The sequence below is a fragment of the Clavibacter sepedonicus genome (assembly GCF_000069225.1).
Lineage (GTDB): Bacteria > Actinomycetota > Actinomycetes > Actinomycetales > Microbacteriaceae > Clavibacter > Clavibacter sepedonicus.
In genome coordinates, this window is the sequence record NC_010407.1 from 19,127 (window position 1) to 37,653 (window position 18,527).

15 protein-coding genes and 1 tRNA gene are annotated in these 18,527 nt (G+C 73.7%); 6 read left to right on the forward strand and 10 right to left on the reverse strand.

The features are described 5' to 3' along the window. Positions 1-20: 20 nt before the first annotated feature. Genes CMS_RS00100 through CMS_RS00125 form a run of 6 tightly spaced genes read right to left on the reverse strand, consistent with a single transcriptional unit; the run spans position 21 to position 7,330 of the window. Positions 21-1,919, reverse strand: coding sequence for a serine/threonine-protein kinase (locus CMS_RS00100; protein ID WP_012297512.1), 1,899 nt, complete (start codon positions 1,917-1,919; stop codon positions 21-23). Continuing rightward, on the reverse strand, positions 1,916-3,367 hold the full coding sequence (locus CMS_RS00105) for a peptidoglycan D,D-transpeptidase FtsI family protein (RefSeq protein ID WP_012297513.1): 1,452 nt from the start codon (positions 3,365-3,367) through the stop codon (positions 1,916-1,918). Before CMS_RS00105 ends, CMS_RS00100 begins: the two co-directional genes overlap by 4 nt. Further along, positions 3,364-4,761, reverse strand: a complete 1,398-nt coding sequence (locus tag CMS_RS00110) for an FtsW/RodA/SpoVE family cell cycle protein (RefSeq protein ID WP_041464240.1) — start codon at positions 4,759-4,761, stop codon at positions 3,364-3,366. The genes CMS_RS00105 and CMS_RS00110 overlap by 4 nt, the downstream gene beginning before the upstream one ends. After that, positions 4,754-6,016, reverse strand: coding sequence for a PP2C family protein-serine/threonine phosphatase (locus CMS_RS00115; RefSeq protein WP_012297515.1), 1,263 nt, complete (start codon positions 6,014-6,016; stop codon positions 4,754-4,756). The genes CMS_RS00110 and CMS_RS00115 overlap by 8 nt, the downstream gene beginning before the upstream one ends. Before the next feature lie 4 nt (positions 6,017-6,020). Continuing rightward, positions 6,021-6,602: an FHA domain-containing protein FhaB/FipA gene (locus CMS_RS00120; protein WP_012297516.1), complete on the reverse strand. Its 582-nt coding sequence runs from the start codon at positions 6,600-6,602 to the stop codon at positions 6,021-6,023. Beyond that, positions 6,599-7,330: an FhaA domain-containing protein gene (locus CMS_RS00125; RefSeq protein WP_012297517.1), complete on the reverse strand. Its 732-nt coding sequence runs from the start codon at positions 7,328-7,330 to the stop codon at positions 6,599-6,601. The genes CMS_RS00120 and CMS_RS00125 overlap by 4 nt, the downstream gene beginning before the upstream one ends. 175 nt (positions 7,331-7,505) lie before the next feature. Here CMS_RS00125 and CMS_RS00130 point away from each other — a divergent pair. Both CMS_RS00130 and CMS_RS00135 read left to right on the forward strand, forming a co-directional pair. Next, a tRNA-Leu gene (locus CMS_RS00130) sits at positions 7,506-7,592 on the forward strand. A 152-nt stretch (positions 7,593-7,744) separates the two neighbouring features. Beyond that, entirely contained in the window at positions 7,745-9,943 is a 2,199-nt protein-coding gene (locus CMS_RS00135) for a bifunctional lysylphosphatidylglycerol flippase/synthetase MprF (protein WP_049791871.1), read from the forward strand. On the opposite strand, the gene CMS_RS16370 is transcribed toward CMS_RS00135, so the two are convergent. Then, on the reverse strand, positions 9,938-10,900 hold the full coding sequence (locus tag CMS_RS16370) for an IS481-like element IS1121 family transposase (protein WP_012296860.1): 963 nt from the start codon (positions 10,898-10,900) through the stop codon (positions 9,938-9,940). The two genes, CMS_RS00135 and CMS_RS16370, sit on opposite strands and share 6 nt — an antisense overlap. Positions 10,901-11,070: 170 nt before the next feature. On the opposite strand from CMS_RS16370, the gene CMS_RS00145 reads away from it, so the two are divergent. Both CMS_RS00145 and CMS_RS00150 read left to right on the forward strand, forming a co-directional pair. Beyond that, positions 11,071-11,757, forward strand: a complete 687-nt coding sequence (locus CMS_RS00145; RefSeq protein ID WP_012297518.1) for a response regulator — start codon at positions 11,071-11,073, stop codon at positions 11,755-11,757. 7 nt (positions 11,758-11,764) lie between these two features. Continuing rightward, positions 11,765-12,931, forward strand: coding sequence for a sensor histidine kinase (locus tag CMS_RS00150; RefSeq protein WP_041464242.1), 1,167 nt, complete (start codon positions 11,765-11,767; stop codon positions 12,929-12,931). Between the two features lie 30 nt (positions 12,932-12,961). Here CMS_RS00150 and CMS_RS00155 read toward each other — a convergent pair whose 3' ends face one another. Both CMS_RS00155 and ykgO read right to left on the reverse strand, forming a co-directional pair. Then, positions 12,962-13,543 (reverse strand): hypothetical protein, encoded by a 582-nt coding sequence (locus CMS_RS00155; RefSeq protein ID WP_012297520.1) that lies wholly within the window; start codon positions 13,541-13,543, stop codon positions 12,962-12,964. 93 nt (positions 13,544-13,636) lie between these two features. Continuing rightward, complete coding sequence (gene ykgO, locus CMS_RS00160; protein ID WP_011931244.1) at positions 13,637-13,759, reverse strand: type B 50S ribosomal protein L36; 123 nt, start codon at positions 13,757-13,759, stop codon at positions 13,637-13,639. 44 nt (positions 13,760-13,803) lie between these two features. Between ykgO and CMS_RS00165 the strand changes: the two genes are divergently transcribed. Together CMS_RS00165 and CMS_RS00170 are read left to right on the forward strand one after the other, a co-directional pair. Then, positions 13,804-14,877, forward strand: coding sequence for a GTP-binding protein (locus CMS_RS00165; protein WP_041464243.1), 1,074 nt, complete (start codon positions 13,804-13,806; stop codon positions 14,875-14,877). A gap of 142 nt (positions 14,878-15,019) precedes the next feature. Next, a complete protein-coding gene (locus CMS_RS00170) occupies positions 15,020-16,828 on the forward strand; it encodes a RecQ family ATP-dependent DNA helicase (RefSeq protein ID WP_049791872.1) in 1,809 nt (602 codons plus the stop codon). 110 nt (positions 16,829-16,938) lie between these two features. Here the strand turns inward: CMS_RS00170 and CMS_RS00175 are convergent, their stop codons facing one another. Next, entirely contained in the window at positions 16,939-18,129 is a 1,191-nt protein-coding gene (locus CMS_RS00175) for a chymotrypsin family serine protease (protein ID WP_041464244.1), read from the reverse strand. Between the last annotated feature and the right edge of the window lie 398 nt (positions 18,130-18,527).

Sequence of the window (18,527 nt, forward strand, 5' to 3'; positions counted from 1 at the left end):
GGCCGCCCGGGCAACGTCGGTCAGGGGTTCCGGTGCGAGCTCGAGACGAGCGAGCGCTCGTCCGTGCGACCCGGTGCGGGCGTCGGGGCCATGCCGGTCGTGCCGCCGTTGCCGCCGCCGGTCCCCCCACCGGTGCCGCCGCCCGTGCCCTCGCCGCTGCCGCCCGGTGCGGCCTCGACGGTGACCGTGACGGTGCTGCTGTACGGCGACTCGTTCGTGCCGCAGATGGCGAGGTACTTGACGGTGAACGTGCCCGGGTTGGTGCCGACCTTGATCTCGCCCGACGTGGTCTGCGCGTTCGTCGGGTTCGTGCTGCCGCCCCAGGTGCCGCTGGCGCCCTGCGAGACGGAGTCCGCCTGGACCTGGTACCCGTTGAGCGTCTGGCCGGCGGGGCAGGAGTACGCGGGCCAGGAGATGTCCACCGTCTGGCCGGCGCGCACGTCCGTCGGGGTGACGGTCGGCGTGCCGGGCGCCGCGGTGGGCAGCGTGGGCGGCCCGTACGCCGTGATCTGGATGGTCGCGCCCTTCGCGACGCTGCCGGTGGGGGTGATGGCCGTGACGCGGCCCTCCTGGTCGCCGGACGGCGCGGCGCTGCCCGTGACGACGGTGACCTTGAGGCCGAGGGCGGTGAGCTCCCCTGTGACCGTCTTCTGGTCGCGGCCGATGTAGTCGTCGCGGTTCACGTCCACCGTGCTCGCGGTGGGCGAGGGGGTGGGGGTCGGCGAGGGTGACGCGCTCGGGCTCGGCGAGGCGCTCGTCTCGGTGGCCGCAGGGGTCGGGGCGTCGGCGTCGCGGCTGCCGAAGTACGCGAGCAGGCCGGCCACGATGGCGGCGACCACGAGGATCGCGACGACGACGAAGATCCAGATGGCGCGCTTGCGGGCTCGCGGCTCCTCGGGCTCCTCGTCGTCCGGGTCGTCGAGGAGGAAGGGATCCGCCGCACCGGCGCGCGGCGCGGAGGACGAGAGGACCGTGGTCGCGCCCGTGTCGGCGGCGCGGCGGCCGGACGGCATGAGCTGCGTGGCCTGCGTGGGCGTGCCCGGGTCGGCCAGAGCAGCGGCGCCCGCGACGGCCGCGACCGCGATGGTGGCGGTGGCGACGTCGCCGCGACGGAGCGCCTGGGCGGCGCGCGCGAGGTGCGCGGCGCTCTGCGGGCGGTCGGCCGGCTTCTTGGCGATGCACGACATGACGAGGTTGCGCACGGGCTCGGCGACGGTGACCGGCAGCTCGGGCGGCTGCTCGTTGATCTGCGCCATGGCGATGGCGACCTGCGACTCGCCCGTGAAGGGGCGGCGTCCGGCCAGGCACTCGTACGCGACGATGCCCATCGAGTAGACGTCGGTGGACGGCGACGCCGGGTGCCCGCTCGCCTGCTCGGGGGAGAGGTACTGCACGGTGCCCATGACCTGGCCGGTGGCGGTGAGCGGCACCTGGTCGGCGATGCGCGCGATGCCGAAGTCGGTGATCTTCACGCGGCCGTCGGGCGTGATGAGCAGGTTGCCCGGCTTGATGTCGCGGTGGACGAGCCCGGCCTGGTGCGCGGCGTGGAGCGCCAGGGCGGTCTGGGAGATGATGTCGAGCACCTTGTCGGTGGAGAGCACCCGCTCGCGCTCGAGGATGGTGGAGAGCGCCTCGCCGGGCACGAGCTCCATCACGAGGAAGGCGCTGCCGTCCTCCTCGCCGTAGTCGAAGACGTTGGCGATGCCCTCGTGGTTGACGAGCGCGGCGTGGCGGGCCTCGGCGCGGAAGCGCTCGAGGAACCCGGGGTCGCCGAGGTACTCGTCCTTGAGGATCTTGATGGCGACCTTGCGTCCGATGACGAGGTCGGTGGCCTCCCACACCTCGCCCATGCCGCCGATGGCGATGCGATCGCCCAGCTGGTAACGCCCTCCGAAGGTCAGTCCGCTCGTGGGTCTCATCTGTCCAGCACCGCCTCAATCACTTTCTTCGCCACGGGGGCGGCGAGGGTGTTCCCCGAGCCCGATCGTCCTCGTCCGCCGCCGTCCTCGACCAGGACCGCGACCGCCACCTTCGGCGCATCCGCCGGCGCGAAGCCGGTGAACCACAGCGTGTACGGGTCGTCGGAGCCGTTCTGGGCGGTGCCCGTCTTGCCGGCCACGTCGACGCCACTGATTCTCGCATTCGACGCGACGCCGGTCTGGACGTCGTCGATCATCATCCGGGTCATGGTGGCGGCGGTCTCCTTCGAGATCGGGTCGGCGAATCGGCTGGGGGAGAAGCCGGAGAGCTCGCTCAGGTCGGGGTTGAGCACGCTGTCGACGACGCTGGGCTTCATGACCTCGCCGCCGTTCGCGATCCCGGCCGTGACCATGGCGGTCTGCAGCGGGGTCGCGCGCACGTCGAGCTGGCCGAACGCGGACTGCGCGGTCTGGGCGTCGTCGAGGTCGGGGGAGAAGACGCTCTTGGCGCTGGCCAGGGGGACGTCGATCGACTTCCCGTAGCCGAACGCGTCGGCCATCGCCGCGATCTTCTCGGAGCCGAGCGCGATGCCGAGCTGCGCGAACGGGATGTTGCAGCTGAGGCGCAACGCGGTCGCGATGCTGACCTCGGCCTCGGGGCCGCAGGCGCCCTCGCCGGCGTTGGTGATGACCGTGCCGGTGCCGGGCAGCGTGAACGTCGGCGGGTTGGGCAGCAGCGAGTCGGGCGTGTACTGGCCGGACTCGATGGCGGCGGCCGCGGTGATGAGCTTGAACGTGGATCCGGGCGGGTTGAGGCTGTTGACGGCCCGGTTGATGAGGGGGTTCGACGGGTCCGCAAGGAGCGACGAGTAGCTCTGCTGCACGGCCGCGCGGTCGTGCGACGCCAGCGTGTTCGGGTCGTAGCCGGGCTTGGAGACCATCGCGAGGATGCGGCCGGTCTTCGGCTCGATCGCGACCACGGAGCCCTGCAGCGACCCGAGCGCGTCGTACGCCGCCTGCTGCACCTTCGGGTCGATCGTGAGCTCGACCGACGCGCCCTTCGGGTCCTGCCCGGTGAAGGTGCGCGTGAGGCTGTCGAAGAACTGCGTGCCGCTCGTGCCGCTGAGCACGTCGTTCATGGAGTCCTCGAGCCCGGTGGATCCCTGGCCGAGCGTGTAGTAGCCCGTGACCGCGCTGTAGAGGTCGGGCTGCGCGTACGTGCGGAGGAACTTGTAGCGGTCGTCGACCGGGACGGACGAGGCGATGGGCGTGCCGTCCACGAGGATCGAGCCGCGCTCCGCGGAGTAGCTCGCGATGATGGTGCGGCTGTTGCGCGGATCCGCCTGCAGCGTGGGCGCGGAGACGACCTGGATGACCGACGCCGCGACGAACAGGGCCACGAACATGGCCAGGACGAACACGGAGACGCGCTTGAGCTCGCGGTTCACGACTCGACCACCAATCGGGGCTGGTTGCGGACGGTGTCGGAGAGGCGGAGGAGCAGGGCCGCGATGATCCAGTTGGCCAGGAGCGATGATCCGCCCGCCGCCATGAACGGCGTGGTGAGGCCGGTGAGCGGGATGACGCGGGTGACGCCGCCGATGACGATGAAGACCTGGAGCGCGATGACGAACGACAGGCCGATGCCGAGCAGCTTGCCGAAGTCGTCCTGCCCGGCGAAGCCGATGCGGAAGCCGCGGGAGACGAGCAGGAGGTAGAGGGCGAGGATCGCGAAGACGCCGGTGAGGCCGAGCTCCTCGCCGAGGCTCGCGAGGATGAAGTCGCTGTTGGCGAGCGGCGTGAGGTTGGGCATGCCCTCGCCGAGGCCGCGGCCGAACAGACCCCCGTCGGCCATGCCGAACAGGCCCGTCACGAGCTGGTAGCTGCCGCCGTTCGCGTCGTACACGGCGGGGTCGAAGGGCTTCAGCCAGGCGTCGACGCGGCCGCCGACGTAGCCGAGGGTGCTCGCGCCGTACGCGCCGCCGAGGAAGAGGACCAGTCCGAGGACGACCCAGCCGATGCGGCCCGTGCTGACGTAGGTCATGACGATGAAGAGGCCGAAGTAGAGCAGCGACGTGCCGAGGTCGCGCTGGAAGACGAGGACGCTCATCGACACGGCCCAGACCAGGAGGATCGGGCCGAGGTCGCGGACGCGCGGGAAGCGCATCCCGAGCACCTTGACGCCGACCATGGACAGGCTGTCGCGCGCGGTGACGAGGTACCCGGCGAAGAAGACCGCCAGGCAGATCTTGGCGATCTCGCCGGGCTGGAACGAGAAGCCGCCGATGTGGATCCAGACGCGGGCGCCGTTGATGTTCTGGCCGAGGACCGGGAGCATCGGCAGCAGCAGCAGGATGAGGCCGACGAACATGGCGATGTAGCGGTAGCGCTGCAGCACGCGGTGGTTCTTCAGCAGCACGATGACCGCGAGCGCGCACACGATGGCGAGGCCCGACCAGACGATCTGCCGCACGGCCACGCTGTCCCAGCCGGACAGGCCGGCGGCGAGGTCGAGGCGGTAGATGGCGGCGATGCCGAGGCCGTTGAGCACGGTGGCGATGGGGAGGATGAACGGATCCGCGTCGGGCGCGAGCCAGCGCAGCGCGACGTGCATGCCGAGCACAAGCACCGCGAGGCCGGTCGCGGGGATGAAGAAGCTCTGGTCGAAGGCGCCGAGCACGCCGAGCTGCACGAGGTACAGGGCGCCGCCGTTGATGACGGAGGCCAGCACCACCAGCGCGAGCTCGAGGTTCCTGAGGCGTCGGGGCACGCGGATCCGGGGGATCCGGGGCGCGCGCTCGCGGGGGCGCGCCGGGGCGTCCGCCACGCCGGCCCTAGCCACCCGCGGCCTCCTGCAGCCGGTTGACGATCTCCTCGGCGCCCGCGAGCGAGTCGGCGTTGATGGTCTGCTCCACCTGCTGGCGGTAGAACGGCTGGAGGTCGTCGACCCGCACCTCGGTGCGGGCGTAGACGTGCGACAGCTCGATCGGGCCGATGGTCTGCTGCACGCCGTTGTAGACCGCGACCGTGCCGTCGGCCTCGCCCACGTAGTAGCGCGACTGCGTCCAGCGGTAGCCGAGGACGCAGGCGAGGACGAGGCCCGCGAGGATCAGCGCGACCCCCACCAGCCAGGTGACGCGGCGGCGGAGGGCGCGGCGCTTGTCCTCCGCGATGAGGGCCTCGAGGTACTGGTCCGACTCCGGCTCGAACTGCGCGTCGCGCGCGGCCGTGGTGGCGCGCAGCGGGTGCAGCAGCAGCGACGGGATGCGGACGGCGCGCTTCGCCGGCTCGTCGCCGAACGCGAGGGGCTGCGCCGCGGATCCGACGAGCACGGGCTCGGGCGCCGGGCGGGATGCGGCCGTCTCGTCGTCCTCGTCGAGCACGTCGACGACCACGACCGTGACGTTGTCGGGGGCGCCGTGGTCGAGCGACTCCTTCACGAGCGCGTCAGCCACGGTGTCGGGCGTGCCCGCGGCCGCGAGGATCTCGGTGATCCGCTCCTCGCTCACGTAGCTGCTGAGCCCGTCCGAGCAGAGCAGCCAGCGGTCGCCCGTGTGCGTGTCGAGGACCTGCGTGTCGACCTCGGGGGCCGCGTCGACGTCGCCGAGCACGCGCATCAGCACGGATCGGCGCGGGTGCACGAGCGCCTCCTCCGGCGTGATGCGGCCGCTGTCGACGAGGCGCTGCACGAAGGTGTGGTCGGCGGAGATCTGGCTGAGCTCGCCGCGGCGGAAGAGGTAGATGCGCGAGTCGCCGATGTGGGCGATCGCGACGTGGCGGCCGACGCGGGCCAGCGCGCTGACGGTGGTGCCCATCCCGGTGAGCTCGGAGTGCTCGAACACGGTCTCGGCGAGGAGCTGGTTGGCGGCGACGAGGCCCGCCTGGAGCGCGAACTCGGCGTCGTGCGCGGAGGCGTAGGGCTTGTCGGCCTCGACGATCCGCGTGAGGGCGACCGCGGAGGCGACGTCGCCGCCCGCGTGCCCGCCCATGCCGTCGGCGACGACGAAGAGGTCCCGCCCCGCGTAGCCCGAGTCCTGGTTGTTCGACCGGACCTTGCCCACGTGGGAGACGGCAGCGGCCTGCGTCACTGTCGTCACGCCGCTACCGCCTGAGCTCGAAGCTGGTCGCGCCGATGCGGATCGGCGTGTCGAGCGGCACCTGCGTCGGGACGCTCACGCGCTTGCCGTCGAGGAAGGTGCCGTTGGTCGAGTCGAGGTCCTGGATCATCCACTCGTCGTTCCAGAGGAGGAGCCGCGCGTGGTGGGTGGACGTGTAGTCGTCGCGGATCACGAGGCCCGACTCGCTCGAGCGGCCGATGGTGAGCGGCTCGGTGCCCAGCGGGATCTCGGTGCCGGCCTTGGCGCCCGAGGTGATGACGAGGTGGCGGGCGGTGGCGGTGGTGGCCTTCGCGCGGGACGGGACGGCACCGGAGTTGGCGCCGGACGGCATCGACGAGATGGGCGGCGGCTGCACGCCCGGCTGCGGGGAGCGGGGCGGGGCGGCGGCCGCGGCGTACGGCGACTGCGGGAACGGGGATCCGCCTGCCGTGCCCGTCTCCTCGCGCAGCTTCCGCACGCGCTGGCCGAAGAGGTCGGAGCGCAGGGCGTAGACGATGCCGAAGATGAAGAGCCACAGCACCGCGAGGAACGCGAGACGGAGGACGAGGAGGGTCAGCTCGGTCACGACGCTCCCCAGAACCCGTCGTCGTGGCGCTGGCCCCGGGTGTCGCGCCCGCCGCGCTCCTCGGTGGCCTGCGGCACGACGCGGAAGGTGATGGCGGTGCGGCCGATGCGGATCACGGACTCGGGCGGGAGCGGCGCCTTCGTGACGGGCGCACCGTTCAGCTCGGAGCCGTTCGTGGATCCGAGGTCGCGGACCTGGGCGCGGGTGCCGTCCCACGCGATCTCGACGTGGCGGCGGGACGTGCCCGGGTCGTCGACCGTGATGTCGGCGTCGCTGCCGCGGCCGATGACGGTGCGGCCGACGGGGAGCGGGTGGCGGGCGCCGGCGACGTCGACCACGGGCATCCACGTGACGCTGCCCTCGGCCGTGCGGCTGTCGATCTCGAGCACGCCCTCGGAGATGGCGTCGTCCTCGCGGAAGCCGACCTGCACCACGCCGGCGAACTGGTAGCCCTGCGACGACGCGTGCTTCTCGACCGCCTGGCGCAGCTGGTCGGTGAGCGCGGTGCCGATGCTCGCCATCCGCTCCGCGTCGGCGCGGGAGACCCGGAGGGTGAAGGAGTTGGGCACGAGGATGAGGTCGCGGTCGACGACGGCGGCGTGGGTGTCGAGCTCACGACGCAGCTGCGCGGCGATCTCCACGGGCTGCAGGCCGGACTTGAAGGTCTTCACGAAGGCGCCGTTGACGGCGCGCTCGAGGCCCTTCTCGAAGTTGTCCAGGATTCCCACGTGTGATCCGTCCTCGCGCGGTCCTTCCGCGGATGAATAGGGAGATCGTAGCCAACTCGCGAGGCGTCGCCCTGGACACCGGCACCGCGAGGGGTGCGGATCGCCCGCGGGAAGGGGCGACGGGGGCCCGGGCGGCGCGGGATCGGCTCCGGGCCGTGATAATGTCGTCCGGTTGGCGCGAGTGGCGGAATTGGTAGACGCGCACGGTTCAGGTCCGTGTGTCCGTGAGGACGTGGGGGTTCAAGTCCCCCCTCGCGCACCAGCACTGGAGGCCCCCGGGATCACCCGGGGGCCTCTTCGCGTCCCACCGCGCGATGGGGCCCAGCCGATCGGCGGACGGGCACAGCCGATGGGCGGGCCGATCGGATCCCCAGGCGGATGCCCCGGCGCGCTCGCGCTCCGCACACTGGGGACGTGACGCACCCGACGCTCGCCCCCGATGCCCGTCCGCCCGCCGTCGACCCCGCGGATCGTCCGCCCGTCGACCCCGCCGGGACCGCGGCGCCCGGTGCTCGCGGCGCCGTCCGGGGCGCGATCCGCGTCGTCGGCCGCGTGATCGCCCGCCACCCGGTCGCGATCCTCGCGGTACCCGCCGGCAGCGCGTGGATCGGCCTCATGGCCGGCCTCGGCGAGCTCGCGCACCCGGCCGCCACCGCCATCGGCGTGGCGGTCACCGTCCTGGTGCTGGGCTGGTCGGAGAGCCGCATCGGGATCCTCCGCACGGCGCTCGTCGCCGCCCTCGGCTCGCTGGCGCCCGTCGCCGTCTCCTCCCTCCTCCTCGCCGCGGGCGTCGCGCTCGGCGACCTCTACTCGCAGATCGACGCGGCCGACCGGCTGTGGGCGCCGTCCGTCGTGCTGGTCGCGGTCGCCGCCGCTGCCAGCCGGGGTCTCGCGCCCGCCCATCGCGACGGCCTCCGCGCCGCGCTGCTCGCGGCGGTCCTCGCGGGGCTGCTCGCGGGCGGTCACGGGGTCGACCTCACACGCGGCGTCGCGCTCCTCATCGGGCTCGGCCTCGGCCGGATCCTCGTGCCGCTGTCCGCCCGCCCCGCCTGGCACGACCGGACGGCGTCGAGCGCGCGCGTCGTCGCCGCCACCGTGCTCGGCACGGTGACGCTCAGCTGGTGGATCGCCGCGGTCTCGGGCGACGCGATCGGCGTGCTGGGCGCGATGGGGTCGCTGCTCGACCCCGGCCCCACGGTGGCGGTGCTGTGCGTCCTGATCCTCGCCGTCGCGCTCCTCCTCCGCGGCCGGCGGCTCGGGCTCGTGCTCGGGATCGCGGCGCTGCTGCTCGTGACCGGTCTGCTCGCCTGGTACGACACGGTGATCCCGCTCGCCGAGGACTGGTTCGCCTTCCCCGTCGACTCGTGGATCGACGTCGAGCTGCCCCCGCTGGTGCTGACCACGTGGCTGGTGCCGGCGGCGGCGCTCGCGGTGCTGTTCGCCCGCCGCCGGTCGTTCGCCCGGCGCCCGTCCGCCGAGGGGCGTCCCGCCGGGCGCGACCGGGTCCTCGCGCAGCTGGCGCGGTCCGACGCGGGATCCCTGGGCTTCATGGGCACGTGGTCCGGCAGCAGCCACTGGTTCGCGGCCGACGACGGCGACCCGACCGTCCGCGGCGCCGTCGCGTACCGCGCCGCGCACGGGGTGGCCCTCACGGTGTCGGATCCCCTGGCCTCCGCCGACGACGCGCCCGCGACGATCCGCGCCTTCGCCCGGCACTGCTCGGCCCGCGGCCTCGTCCCCGCGTTCTACAGCATCCACTCCCGCCACCTGCCGGTCTTCGCCGAGCTCGGCTGGAGCATCACGCCGGTGGCGGAGGAGGCCGTGATCGACCTCGCGGGCTTCTCCACGTCGGGCAAGCGCCGACAGGACCTGCGCACGGCCGCCAACCGCGCGGCTCGCGACGGCGTCGACGCGCTCTGGGGCACCTACCGCGGCCTGCCGGACGACCTGCGCCGCGCCGTCGACGCGCTCAGCGGCGACTGGGCCGACGCGAAGGCGCTGCCCGAGATGGGCTTCACGCTCGGAGGCCTGCGCGAGCTCGACGACCCCGAGGTGCGGATGCTCCTCGCGGTCGACGCCGCCGGTCGCGTGCACGGCGTCACCAGCTGGCTGCCGGTCTTCCGCGACGGGCGGCTCGTCGGCCGCACGCTCGACGTGATGCGACGCGGCGCCGATCCGATGCCCGGCGTGATGGAGTTCCTCATCGCGACCGCGGCCCGCGCCTTCCAGGCGGAGGGGCTCGAGACGCTGAGCCTCTCCGGCACGCCGCTCGCGGGCGTCGGGGAGATGCGGTCCGCTGGCGCGGTCGACCGGATCGTGGCGCGCCTGCTCACGGCGACCGGCCGCGTGCTCGAGCCGTCCTACGGCTTCACCTCGCTCCTGCGGTTCAAGGCCAAGTTCGACCCGCGCTACGAGACGCTCTGGCTCGCGTGCCCCACGGCGGCGGACCTCGCGCCGATCGGGCGCGCGCTGACGGCGGCGTACGTGCCGACCCTGCGGATCCGCCAGCTCGCGGGCGCGCTGCGGGCGGCACGCGGCGATGCCCGGGCCCGTCGTCGGGCGGCCAGGTCGGCGAGGCGTGCGGCACGGGGCGCTAGCTGTACTGGGTCATGACGTTGGTGACACTCGGGCCGCGGGCGTGAGCCCGTGGCTCGAGTGGATCCGTTCAGTGTTGTAGTGCTCGATGAAGGGGTCAAGCGCGTCGGCGCGGTGTTGGTTGCTGGTGAAGGGTTGCCGGTAGGCCCACTCGGTCGCGAGGGTCCGGTTGAAGCGCTCGACCTTGCCGTTCTGCCAGGGGCAGTGCGGGCGGATGAACTTCTGCCGCGCGCCCAGGTCCTGGACGGCGTTCTTGAACGCGGTCGAGTGCCGGTAGGCGAACGCGTTGTCCGTGATGACCCGCTCGATCCGGGTGATCCCATGCCCGGCGAAGTACGCCGCTGCGCGGGTCAGGAACCCGGCCGCGGTCGCGCCTTTCTCATCGGGATGGATCTCCGCGTAGGCGAGACGGGTGTGGTCATCGACCGCGGCATGGACGTAATCGAACCCGATCCCGCGGCCGCGGACCTGCTCGCTGCGCCCGTGGACCCGCCAGCCGCCTCCGTCCGGGATCCTCCCGAGCTTCTTCACGTCCACGTGGATCAGATCACCCGGATGCTCGTGCTCATACCGGTGCGCCGTTGACCGGGATGCCCGGATCACGGCCCCGGTGACGGGGTCCAACCATGCCAACGGCGGCGCCCCGTGCCGGCGCAGGATGCGGGAGATCGTACGGGATGGAACACCTGTCACCGGCGCCAGCCGCGCAGGACCCGCCCGCAACTGGGCCCGCGCTTCCAGCACGGCCCGTTCCCGCTCCGGGCTCGTTCGCCTCGGTACTGACCGGGGCCGCGATGACCGATCCGTCAGCCCTCGCAGCCCCTCGGCACGGAACCGGTTCACCCATCGATGCGCGCACTGCCGCGACACCCCCAGCTCCCGCGCGACGTGCGCGACCGGCCGACGATCCTCCACCACCCGCCGCACGAGGAGAACCCTCCCGTGAACCGTCAGACGAGCATTACCGTGGGACATCGAGGCCTCCTGGCGATGGTTGAACTGAACAGCTCCATCAAGCCAGGAGGCCTCTTCACACGCCCCGAAGTGTCACCAACGTCATGGCCGAGTACAGCTAGCCTCGGCCACGCGGGGGACCGGGGCGGCGCGACCGGCGGCGGCGGATCCACCGGCGGGAGGCGGGACGCGTGATCGAGGCAGCGGGCGCGGTCGACGGCAGCTCCTCGGCGGAGGCCGTCGTGAGCGTGGTCGTGATCGACGACGAGTCGCTCGTGCGATCCGGCATCGCGATGGTGCTGGGCGCCAGCCCGCGGATCGCCGTGCGCGCGGCTGTGTCGAGCGACACGGCCGTCGCGACCGTGCGGGAGCACGCGCCCGACGTGGTGCTGCTCGACATCCGGATGCCCGCGCCCGACGGCCTCACGATCCTCGCCGAGCTCATGGCCGAGCCCCGCCCGCCGGCGGTCGCCATGCTCACCACCTTCGACACCGACGACCAAGTGCTCGAGGCCCTGCACCGCGGCGCGTCGGGCTTCCTCCTGAAGGACACGGATCCGGAGCAGCTCGCCCGGCACGTGCTCACGCTCGCGTCCGGCGGGATCGTGCTCGCGCCGGGGCTCCGACCCGGGCGCCTCTTCCGCTCGCGGGAGGACGACGCCGAGCGCGCGCGGGTCGCCCGGCTCGGCGACCGCGAGCTGGTCGTGCTGAAGGCGCTCGCGCGCGGCCTGTCGAACGCGGAGATCGTCGCGGCGAGCGGGCTCACGCTCGGCACGGTGAAGGAGACGGTCAGCTCGATCGTGCAGGCGCTCGGGGTCCGCACGCGGGTCGAGGCGGCCGTCGTCGCCGACCGCGCCGGCCTCGTGCCGCGGCGGTGAGCCGGCGATGCGCGTGAGCGGGAGGGCGCCCGCCTCGGGCGACGCGACGGATCCCGACGCCCTCGACGCGACCGCTCCCGGCGTCCGGCCCGCCGCCGCCCGTGCGCGCGCGGCGCTCGTCGACCTGCTGGTGGCGGGGATCGCCACGGCCCTGTCCTCCGGGTTCCTCTCGGCCTCGCAGTCGTCGGGGGAGGTCGCCGCGGGGATCGCCGCCTGCCTCGGCCTCCTGCTCCGCCGCCGCTGGCCGTGGCTGAGCGTGCTGGCCGCGCTGCCCGCCTTCTCCGTCAGCATCGCGTACGTGCCGCTCATGATCGCCCTGTTCGACCTCGGCCTCTCGCGTGCGCCGCGGTGGCAGGTCACGGTCGCGGCGGGCGCATCCCTGGTCGCGTACATGGCGCCGCTCTGGCCGCCGGAGGACGTGCAGTTCCTGATCGAGCCGCTCGTCGACGCGAGCATCTACACGGTCGGACCCGCGCTCCTCGGCGCGTTTCTCCGCGAGCGGCGGACGGCGGCGGCCCAGCTGCGGGAGCTGCGGGAGGCCCAGACGCTCGGGCAGCTGCAGGCCGCCGAGGTCGCGCTCGCCCGGGAGCGCGCGGTGCTGGCGCGCGAGATGCACGACGTGGTGTCGCACCAGGTCAGCCTCATCGCCGTGCAGGCCGGCGCGATGCAGGTGGGCGCGGCCGACGAGCCCTCGCGGGAGGCCGCGCGCACGATCCGAGCGCTCAGCACGGTCACGCTCGAGGAGCTGCGCGGCATGGTGGAGGTGCTCCGCGCGGCCGGCGGGGAGCGGCGCGAGCTCGCGCCGCAGCCGACCCTCCAGGACGTGCCGGCGCTGGTGGCGGCCAGCGGGATCAGCGTGGAGACCGAGATCGACCTCCCCGCCGACCTGTCCGCCGCCGCCCAGCGCGCCGTCTACCGCACGGTGCAGGAGGGGCTCACCAACGCGCGGAAGCACGCGACCGGCGCGCCCGTGCGGATCACCGGGCGCCTGGACGCGGGCCACGTGGTGCTCGAGGTCGAGGCGGGCCGGGCGACGCTCCCGCTGCTCGACCTGCCGAGCGGACGCCACGGGCTCACCGGCCTGCGCGAGCGCGCCCAGCTGCTCGGCGGGAGCCTCGCGGCCGAGACGCGCGCCGACGGATCCCACCTGCTGCGGCTGCGCTTCCCGCTCTGAGGGGGGTCGGCCGGTCGGCGCCTGCGCGGCTCAGCGGCCCGCCGTCGAGGAGGAGACCGTGGCCGGTTCGGCGTCGGTCGCCGGCTCCGGGCCGGGCCAGATGGTCCACGCGACCGCCCAGACGGTGCAGATGCCGAGGAGGACGGTGAGCCGGCCGAGCCAGTCCCCGAGCGCCCCGGTGCGGGCGGGGTCGCCGACGAACGCGATGGCGGCGAGGAGCAGGGCGCAGGCGATCGTGTAGGCGACGACCGTGAGGATCCAGAGCCGCCACTCGTGGCGCACCCTGGCGCGGCCGGACCTGAGCGGGCGCACGGGCGCGGGGCCGCCGGCGAAGCGGTGGGCGAAGCGCACGTCGAGCCAGCGCACCATCGAGTGGCCGAAGGCGACGGATCCGCCGAGGTAGGCGGCGGCGAGGCCGTGGGTCCAGTCGGCGGTGGCGCCGCCGCGGAGGTCGATGGTCGCGGCGACGAGCAGCACGAGATCGACGACGGGCACGCACGCGAGGAGCACGGCGCCGAGGCGCGGGCGCCGGAGGACGTAGCGGACGGCGAGCCCCGCGGCCAGCACGGCCCAGAAGCCGATCTCGCAGGCGATGATGACGACGACGATCATGCGGCGGCCCCCCGGCGCTCGGCTGGTCTCCACCGTATCGACGCGGGTCCCGGCGACGACGCCCCAGATGAGGGGCGCCGGCCGGACGGCGGCTCAGCCCTGCCGTGCCTTGTTCCGCGGGTTCTGCTTGTTGATGACGAAGACGCGGCCGCGGCGGCGCACGACCTGCGCGCCGGGGAGCTTCTTCAGGGCCTTGATCGAGTTGCGCACCTTCATGGGGATGGTCCTTTCACGAGAACGGTTCTCAATAGACTACAGCCATGCCCGCTCGCGACCACCTGCCCCTGCCCGTGTACCCGCAGCCGCCGTCGGGCGTCGTCCTCGTGGTGGGCGAGGGATCCGGCCTCCGCTCGGTGCTGCGGGACGCGGTCGACGACGTCGCGGGGACGCTGCTCGTGCTCCCGGCCGAGGAGGCGGATCCGGTCGAGCCCATCGCGCGGTTCCTCGACGACCTCGCCGGGCGCGGGCCGGGCGTCGAGGCCGTGGTGGGGATCCCCGCGACCGCCGACGTGCGCGCGACCGGGATGCAGCTCGACCTCCTGCTGCGCCGCGAGCACGAGCTGCGGCGCGCGTCCGGCGGGTCGGGATCCGGCTTCGGGCTGCGCCACGTCGTCTCGGTGGTGGCCGCCGACCGGCTGCACTCCATCGCGTTCGGCCGCGTCGAGGACGCGTTCGACGAGGCCGAGACGCTCGCCGACCTCGTCGAGTACGCGACCGTGGTGGTGCTGACCGGCATGGCGCGCGTGCCGCCGGAGTCGCGCGGCACGCTGCTCGCGCTCGTGCGCCGGCTCGCGCCGCGCGCCGCCGTGCTCGACGCGCGCCGGCCGCTCGCGCTCGACCGGCTGCCCCGCTGGGGCGACGTGGCGGGGCTCGCGGCGTCGGCGGGGTGGATGCGCGAGCTCACGGCGGCGGGCGTCGCGTCACGGCCGGGGGAGGTCGACCGGCTCGACGGGCCCGTGGGATCCGTCGTCGTCGGCGACCCGCGACCGCTGCACCCCGAGCGGCTCGCGCTCGCCGTGGAGGAGGAGCTGCGGCCCGACCGCGCGGGCCTCGTGCTGCGCTCCAAGGGCTTCGTGTCGCTGGCGTCGCGGCCGGGCGAGGTGGGCGGGTGGTCGAGCGTGGGATCGATGCTGACGCTGCAGCCGACCGGGATCGACCCGTGGCAGGAGGGTGCGCCGCACGGCACGGAGATCGCGTTCTTCGGCGTGGGGCTGCGGCCCGCCGTGCTGCGGCGCGCGATCGGACGGGCCGTGCTCACGGGCGAGGAGCTCGCGGCGGGGCCGGCGGAGTGGGCCGGGTACGCGGATCCGTTCCCCCGGGTGGTCGCGGACTGACGGGGCCGCGCGTTCGTCATCCCGCGGTCGGCACCTGTCCCGGCGCCCGCGCGGCGCGCCCGGCCGCAGGGGAGCGTGACGGTCCGCCGTGAGCGCCTGCGCGCGCCTGGTCACTGCTCGGCCCGCGGCGTTCAGTGGGGAGGTGAAGCAGAACCGCACCGCGGCGGGCACGACCCGCAGCACCCGCACGACCACGCGCACCGCGCACGACCGCGCGCCCGACGGCCGCACGCCGGACGAGCGGCCCGCCGCCGGGGATCCGGCCATCGTCCCGGAGCCCGCGCCGGGACCCGAGCCCGAGGACGCGATCCGCGTCGCCCGCGAGTCGTTCGGCTGGGACCGGCTCCATGACGGCCAGGTGCGCACGATCGGCCCGCTCGTCCGCGGCCGCGACGCGCTCGTCGTGATGCCCACCGGCTACGGCAAGTCCGCGATCTACCAGGTCGCGACCGTGCTGATGGACGGCCTGACCGTCGTCGTCTCGCCGCTCATCGCGCTGCAGGCCGACCAGGTGCAGAACCTCGAGGACGCGCCCGCGGCGCCGCCCGCGCGCGTGATCAACAGCACGATCCGCGGCACGGCGCTCGAGGAGGCGTGGGCGACCGTGGAGGAGCCCGGCGCGCGGATCGTGTTCCTCACGCCCGAGCAGCTGGCGCGCGACGAGGTCGTCGCGCGGCTGGTGGCCCGCGGGGTGGCGCTCGTGGTGATCGACGAGGCGCACTGCGTGGCGTCGTGGGGCCACGACTTCCGGCCCGACTACCTGGGGCTCGGCGGCGTGATCGACGCGCTCGGGCACCCGCCGACCGTCGCGATGACGGCGACCGGGTCCACGCCCGTCCGCACCGAGGTCGAGGAGCGGCTGGGGCTGCGGGACCCGTTCGTGCTGTCCAGCGGGTTCGACCGGCCGAACATCCGGCTCGAGGTGCGGCGGCACACGGAGGAGTCGGAGAAGCGGCGCGCGATCGTCGCACACGTGATGGAGCAGACGCAGCCGGGCCTCGTCTACGTCGCGACGCGCAAGGACGCCGAGGACTACGCCGACGAGATCCGCGTGGCCGGCCTCCGCGTCGACGCGTACCACGCGGGCCTGCCGGCGGCCGAGCGCGAGCGCGTGCAGACCGCGTTCCACGAGGACGACGTGGACGTGGTCGTGGCGACGAGCGCGTTCGGCATGGGCATCGACAAGCCGACCGTGCGGTACGTGATCCACGCGTCGCCGCCCGAGTCGGTGGACGCCTACTACCAGGAGGTCGGGCGCGCGGGCCGCGACGGGGAGCCGGCCGTCGGGATCCTGCACTACCGCGCCGAGGACCTCGGCCTCCGCCGCTACTTCGCGGCGCGCACGCCGCGGCCGGCGAGCCTCCGCGACGTGTACGCGGCGGTCGCGGTGGCGGGCGTCGACGGACCCGTGCGGCCGGCCGCGGTCGCCGAGCGCGCGGGGATGTCGGCGCGCACGGTGGGCGGCGTGCTCGGCCTGCTCGTGGACGCGGGCGTGCTCGGATCCGACCGGGACGGCGCCTTCGTGCGCGAGGAGCTGGATCCCCGGGAGGCCGCCTCGCGTGCCAAGGGGGTCGCGCAGGAGCGCGAACGCGTCGAGGTGTCACGGCTGGACATGATGCGCGGCTACGCCGAGGCACCGCAGTGCCGCCGCCAGTTCCTGCTCGGGTACTTCGGCGAGGAGTCGCCGGAGCGGTGCGGCAACTGCGACGCGTGCGACCGGCTCGAGGAGGAGGACGCGCACGAGGAGGCGATGGGGGCGACGGACGGCGGCTCCCCGGTCGCGTCGGACGAGATGTTCCCCGCGCAGTCGCAGGTCACCCACGCCGAGTGGGGCCCGGGCACCGTGATGAGCACGGAGGACGACCGGATCACCGTCTTCTTCGAGACGGAGGGGTACCGCGTGCTGTCGCGGAGGCTCGTGGAGGAGGGGTCGCTGTTGCAGCCGGCGTGAGGCGTGGGCCGCCGCGGGCGCCGACCGCATCGAGCCGCGCTCCGCGCGCATGGCTGACGGCGACGCTGCCGTCGGGGGAGGGCGGTGCCCCGCCCTCCCCCCGAGGGGCGCTAGCGGAGGACGCGCAAGTCGGTCGCGGCCTCGATCGCCGTGATCGAGGTGAAGGCGCTGCGGGAGGCGCCGCCGCGGGGGATGTCGCCGTAGTGGATCCCGTATGCGGTGTTGCCGTAGTACCAGGGTCCGCCGCTGTCGCCCGCCTCGGTGATGTAGCCGTCGACCTGCCAGAGGTTCGCGTAGGTGACGCCGTTGGCGTTGACCGTGGTGGTCGGGCCGTTGATCACCTGCGAGCAGCCGTAGGCCGTGACGGTGCCGTACTTGCAGACGTTCATGCCCACGAAGGGCGTGGCGACGGCGGTGGCCTTGCGGCGGATCAGCGTGGACCCGGCCTTCTGGCTGATGAACTCGTTGTGCACGCCCTCGCTCGAGCTGAACCACTGCTCGTCGAGCTGGCCGCTGTCGCCGTGGCCCTCGAAGGTGAGGATCTGGCGGGACTCGTAGTTTAGGTTGTCGGGGCAGTGCGATGCGGTGATCAGGCCGGTGGCGCCGGTGCGCGCGTTGCGGACCGTGAAGCCGGCCGTGCAGGCGAGCTGCTGCGTGGCGCCGATGCCGAGCGCGGTGCCGCCGGAGAGGACCTCCTGGCTCGGGTCCTCGTCGGTGAGGGCGACCTCGACGGGGACCGTCGTTGCCTGGGCGACGGCGGCCTCTGCCTGGTCCGTGGCGGCCTGCGCGGCGGAGGTGACGTCGACGGACGCGGATGCGGATGCGTCGGGCAGGACCGCGGCCGCGGTGACGGTCGTGCCGTCCTCGCTCATGCTCGCCTCGACGCTCTCGGCGCCGAGCTCGGCCTGCACGGCCTGCGCGGCGGCGGCCACGGCCGTGCTGCGCTCCACGGCGGTGAGGGGCGCGTCCGTCGTGGTGCGGACGTCCGGGGCGAGCTCGCCGAGCGGCGCGAGCGCGGCGGCGGCGACCGGCGCGGTGAAGGCGACCCAGTAGCCGGGCCCGGTGGCGTCCTTGCCGGCGTTCGCGAAGCCGTCCACGCCCTGCAGCGAGGCGAGGGCCTGGCCGAACAGCACGTCGCGGTGCTGCTCGGCGCGCACCTCCTCGACGGGGCGGCCCGTCTGCTCGGCGATGTGCGCCGCGTCGATCGCCTCGGCCGCGGCGTCGGACACGGGTGCCGCGACCGGCTGCTCGACCGCGGCCTGCTGGCGCGTCTCCCCGAACGCCGGGCTCAGGGATGTCACCCCTAATATCACGGCAGTGGCCGCTGTGATGGTTACCCATTTGTGACGCATGCGCGAACTCCCTGATTCATGTGCAAATCGGTGCGCGGAATGCGCCCCCGCTCATCGTGCACCTGCGGAGGCCATCGCGGTAACGCGAGGGCGGCCAACTCCCGAGTACCCGGAACGCCCGTCCGCGTGTGCCCTCACTTATGAGGACTTGCGCCGCATCGAAATGCCTGAAAACACGCGGAAAATGCCCCGACCCCCATTCCGGGGGTGATTCGAGGCGGGGCACGGTCGCGTCCGCGTGCGCCCCTAACGTGAGAACGGGCGATGACGCCTGTTTTTCAATCAGGGGAGTAAAATGCGCGTTCCACGCGTTTTCCGCCGGCAGAACGCCGGCAATATCAGGTGCA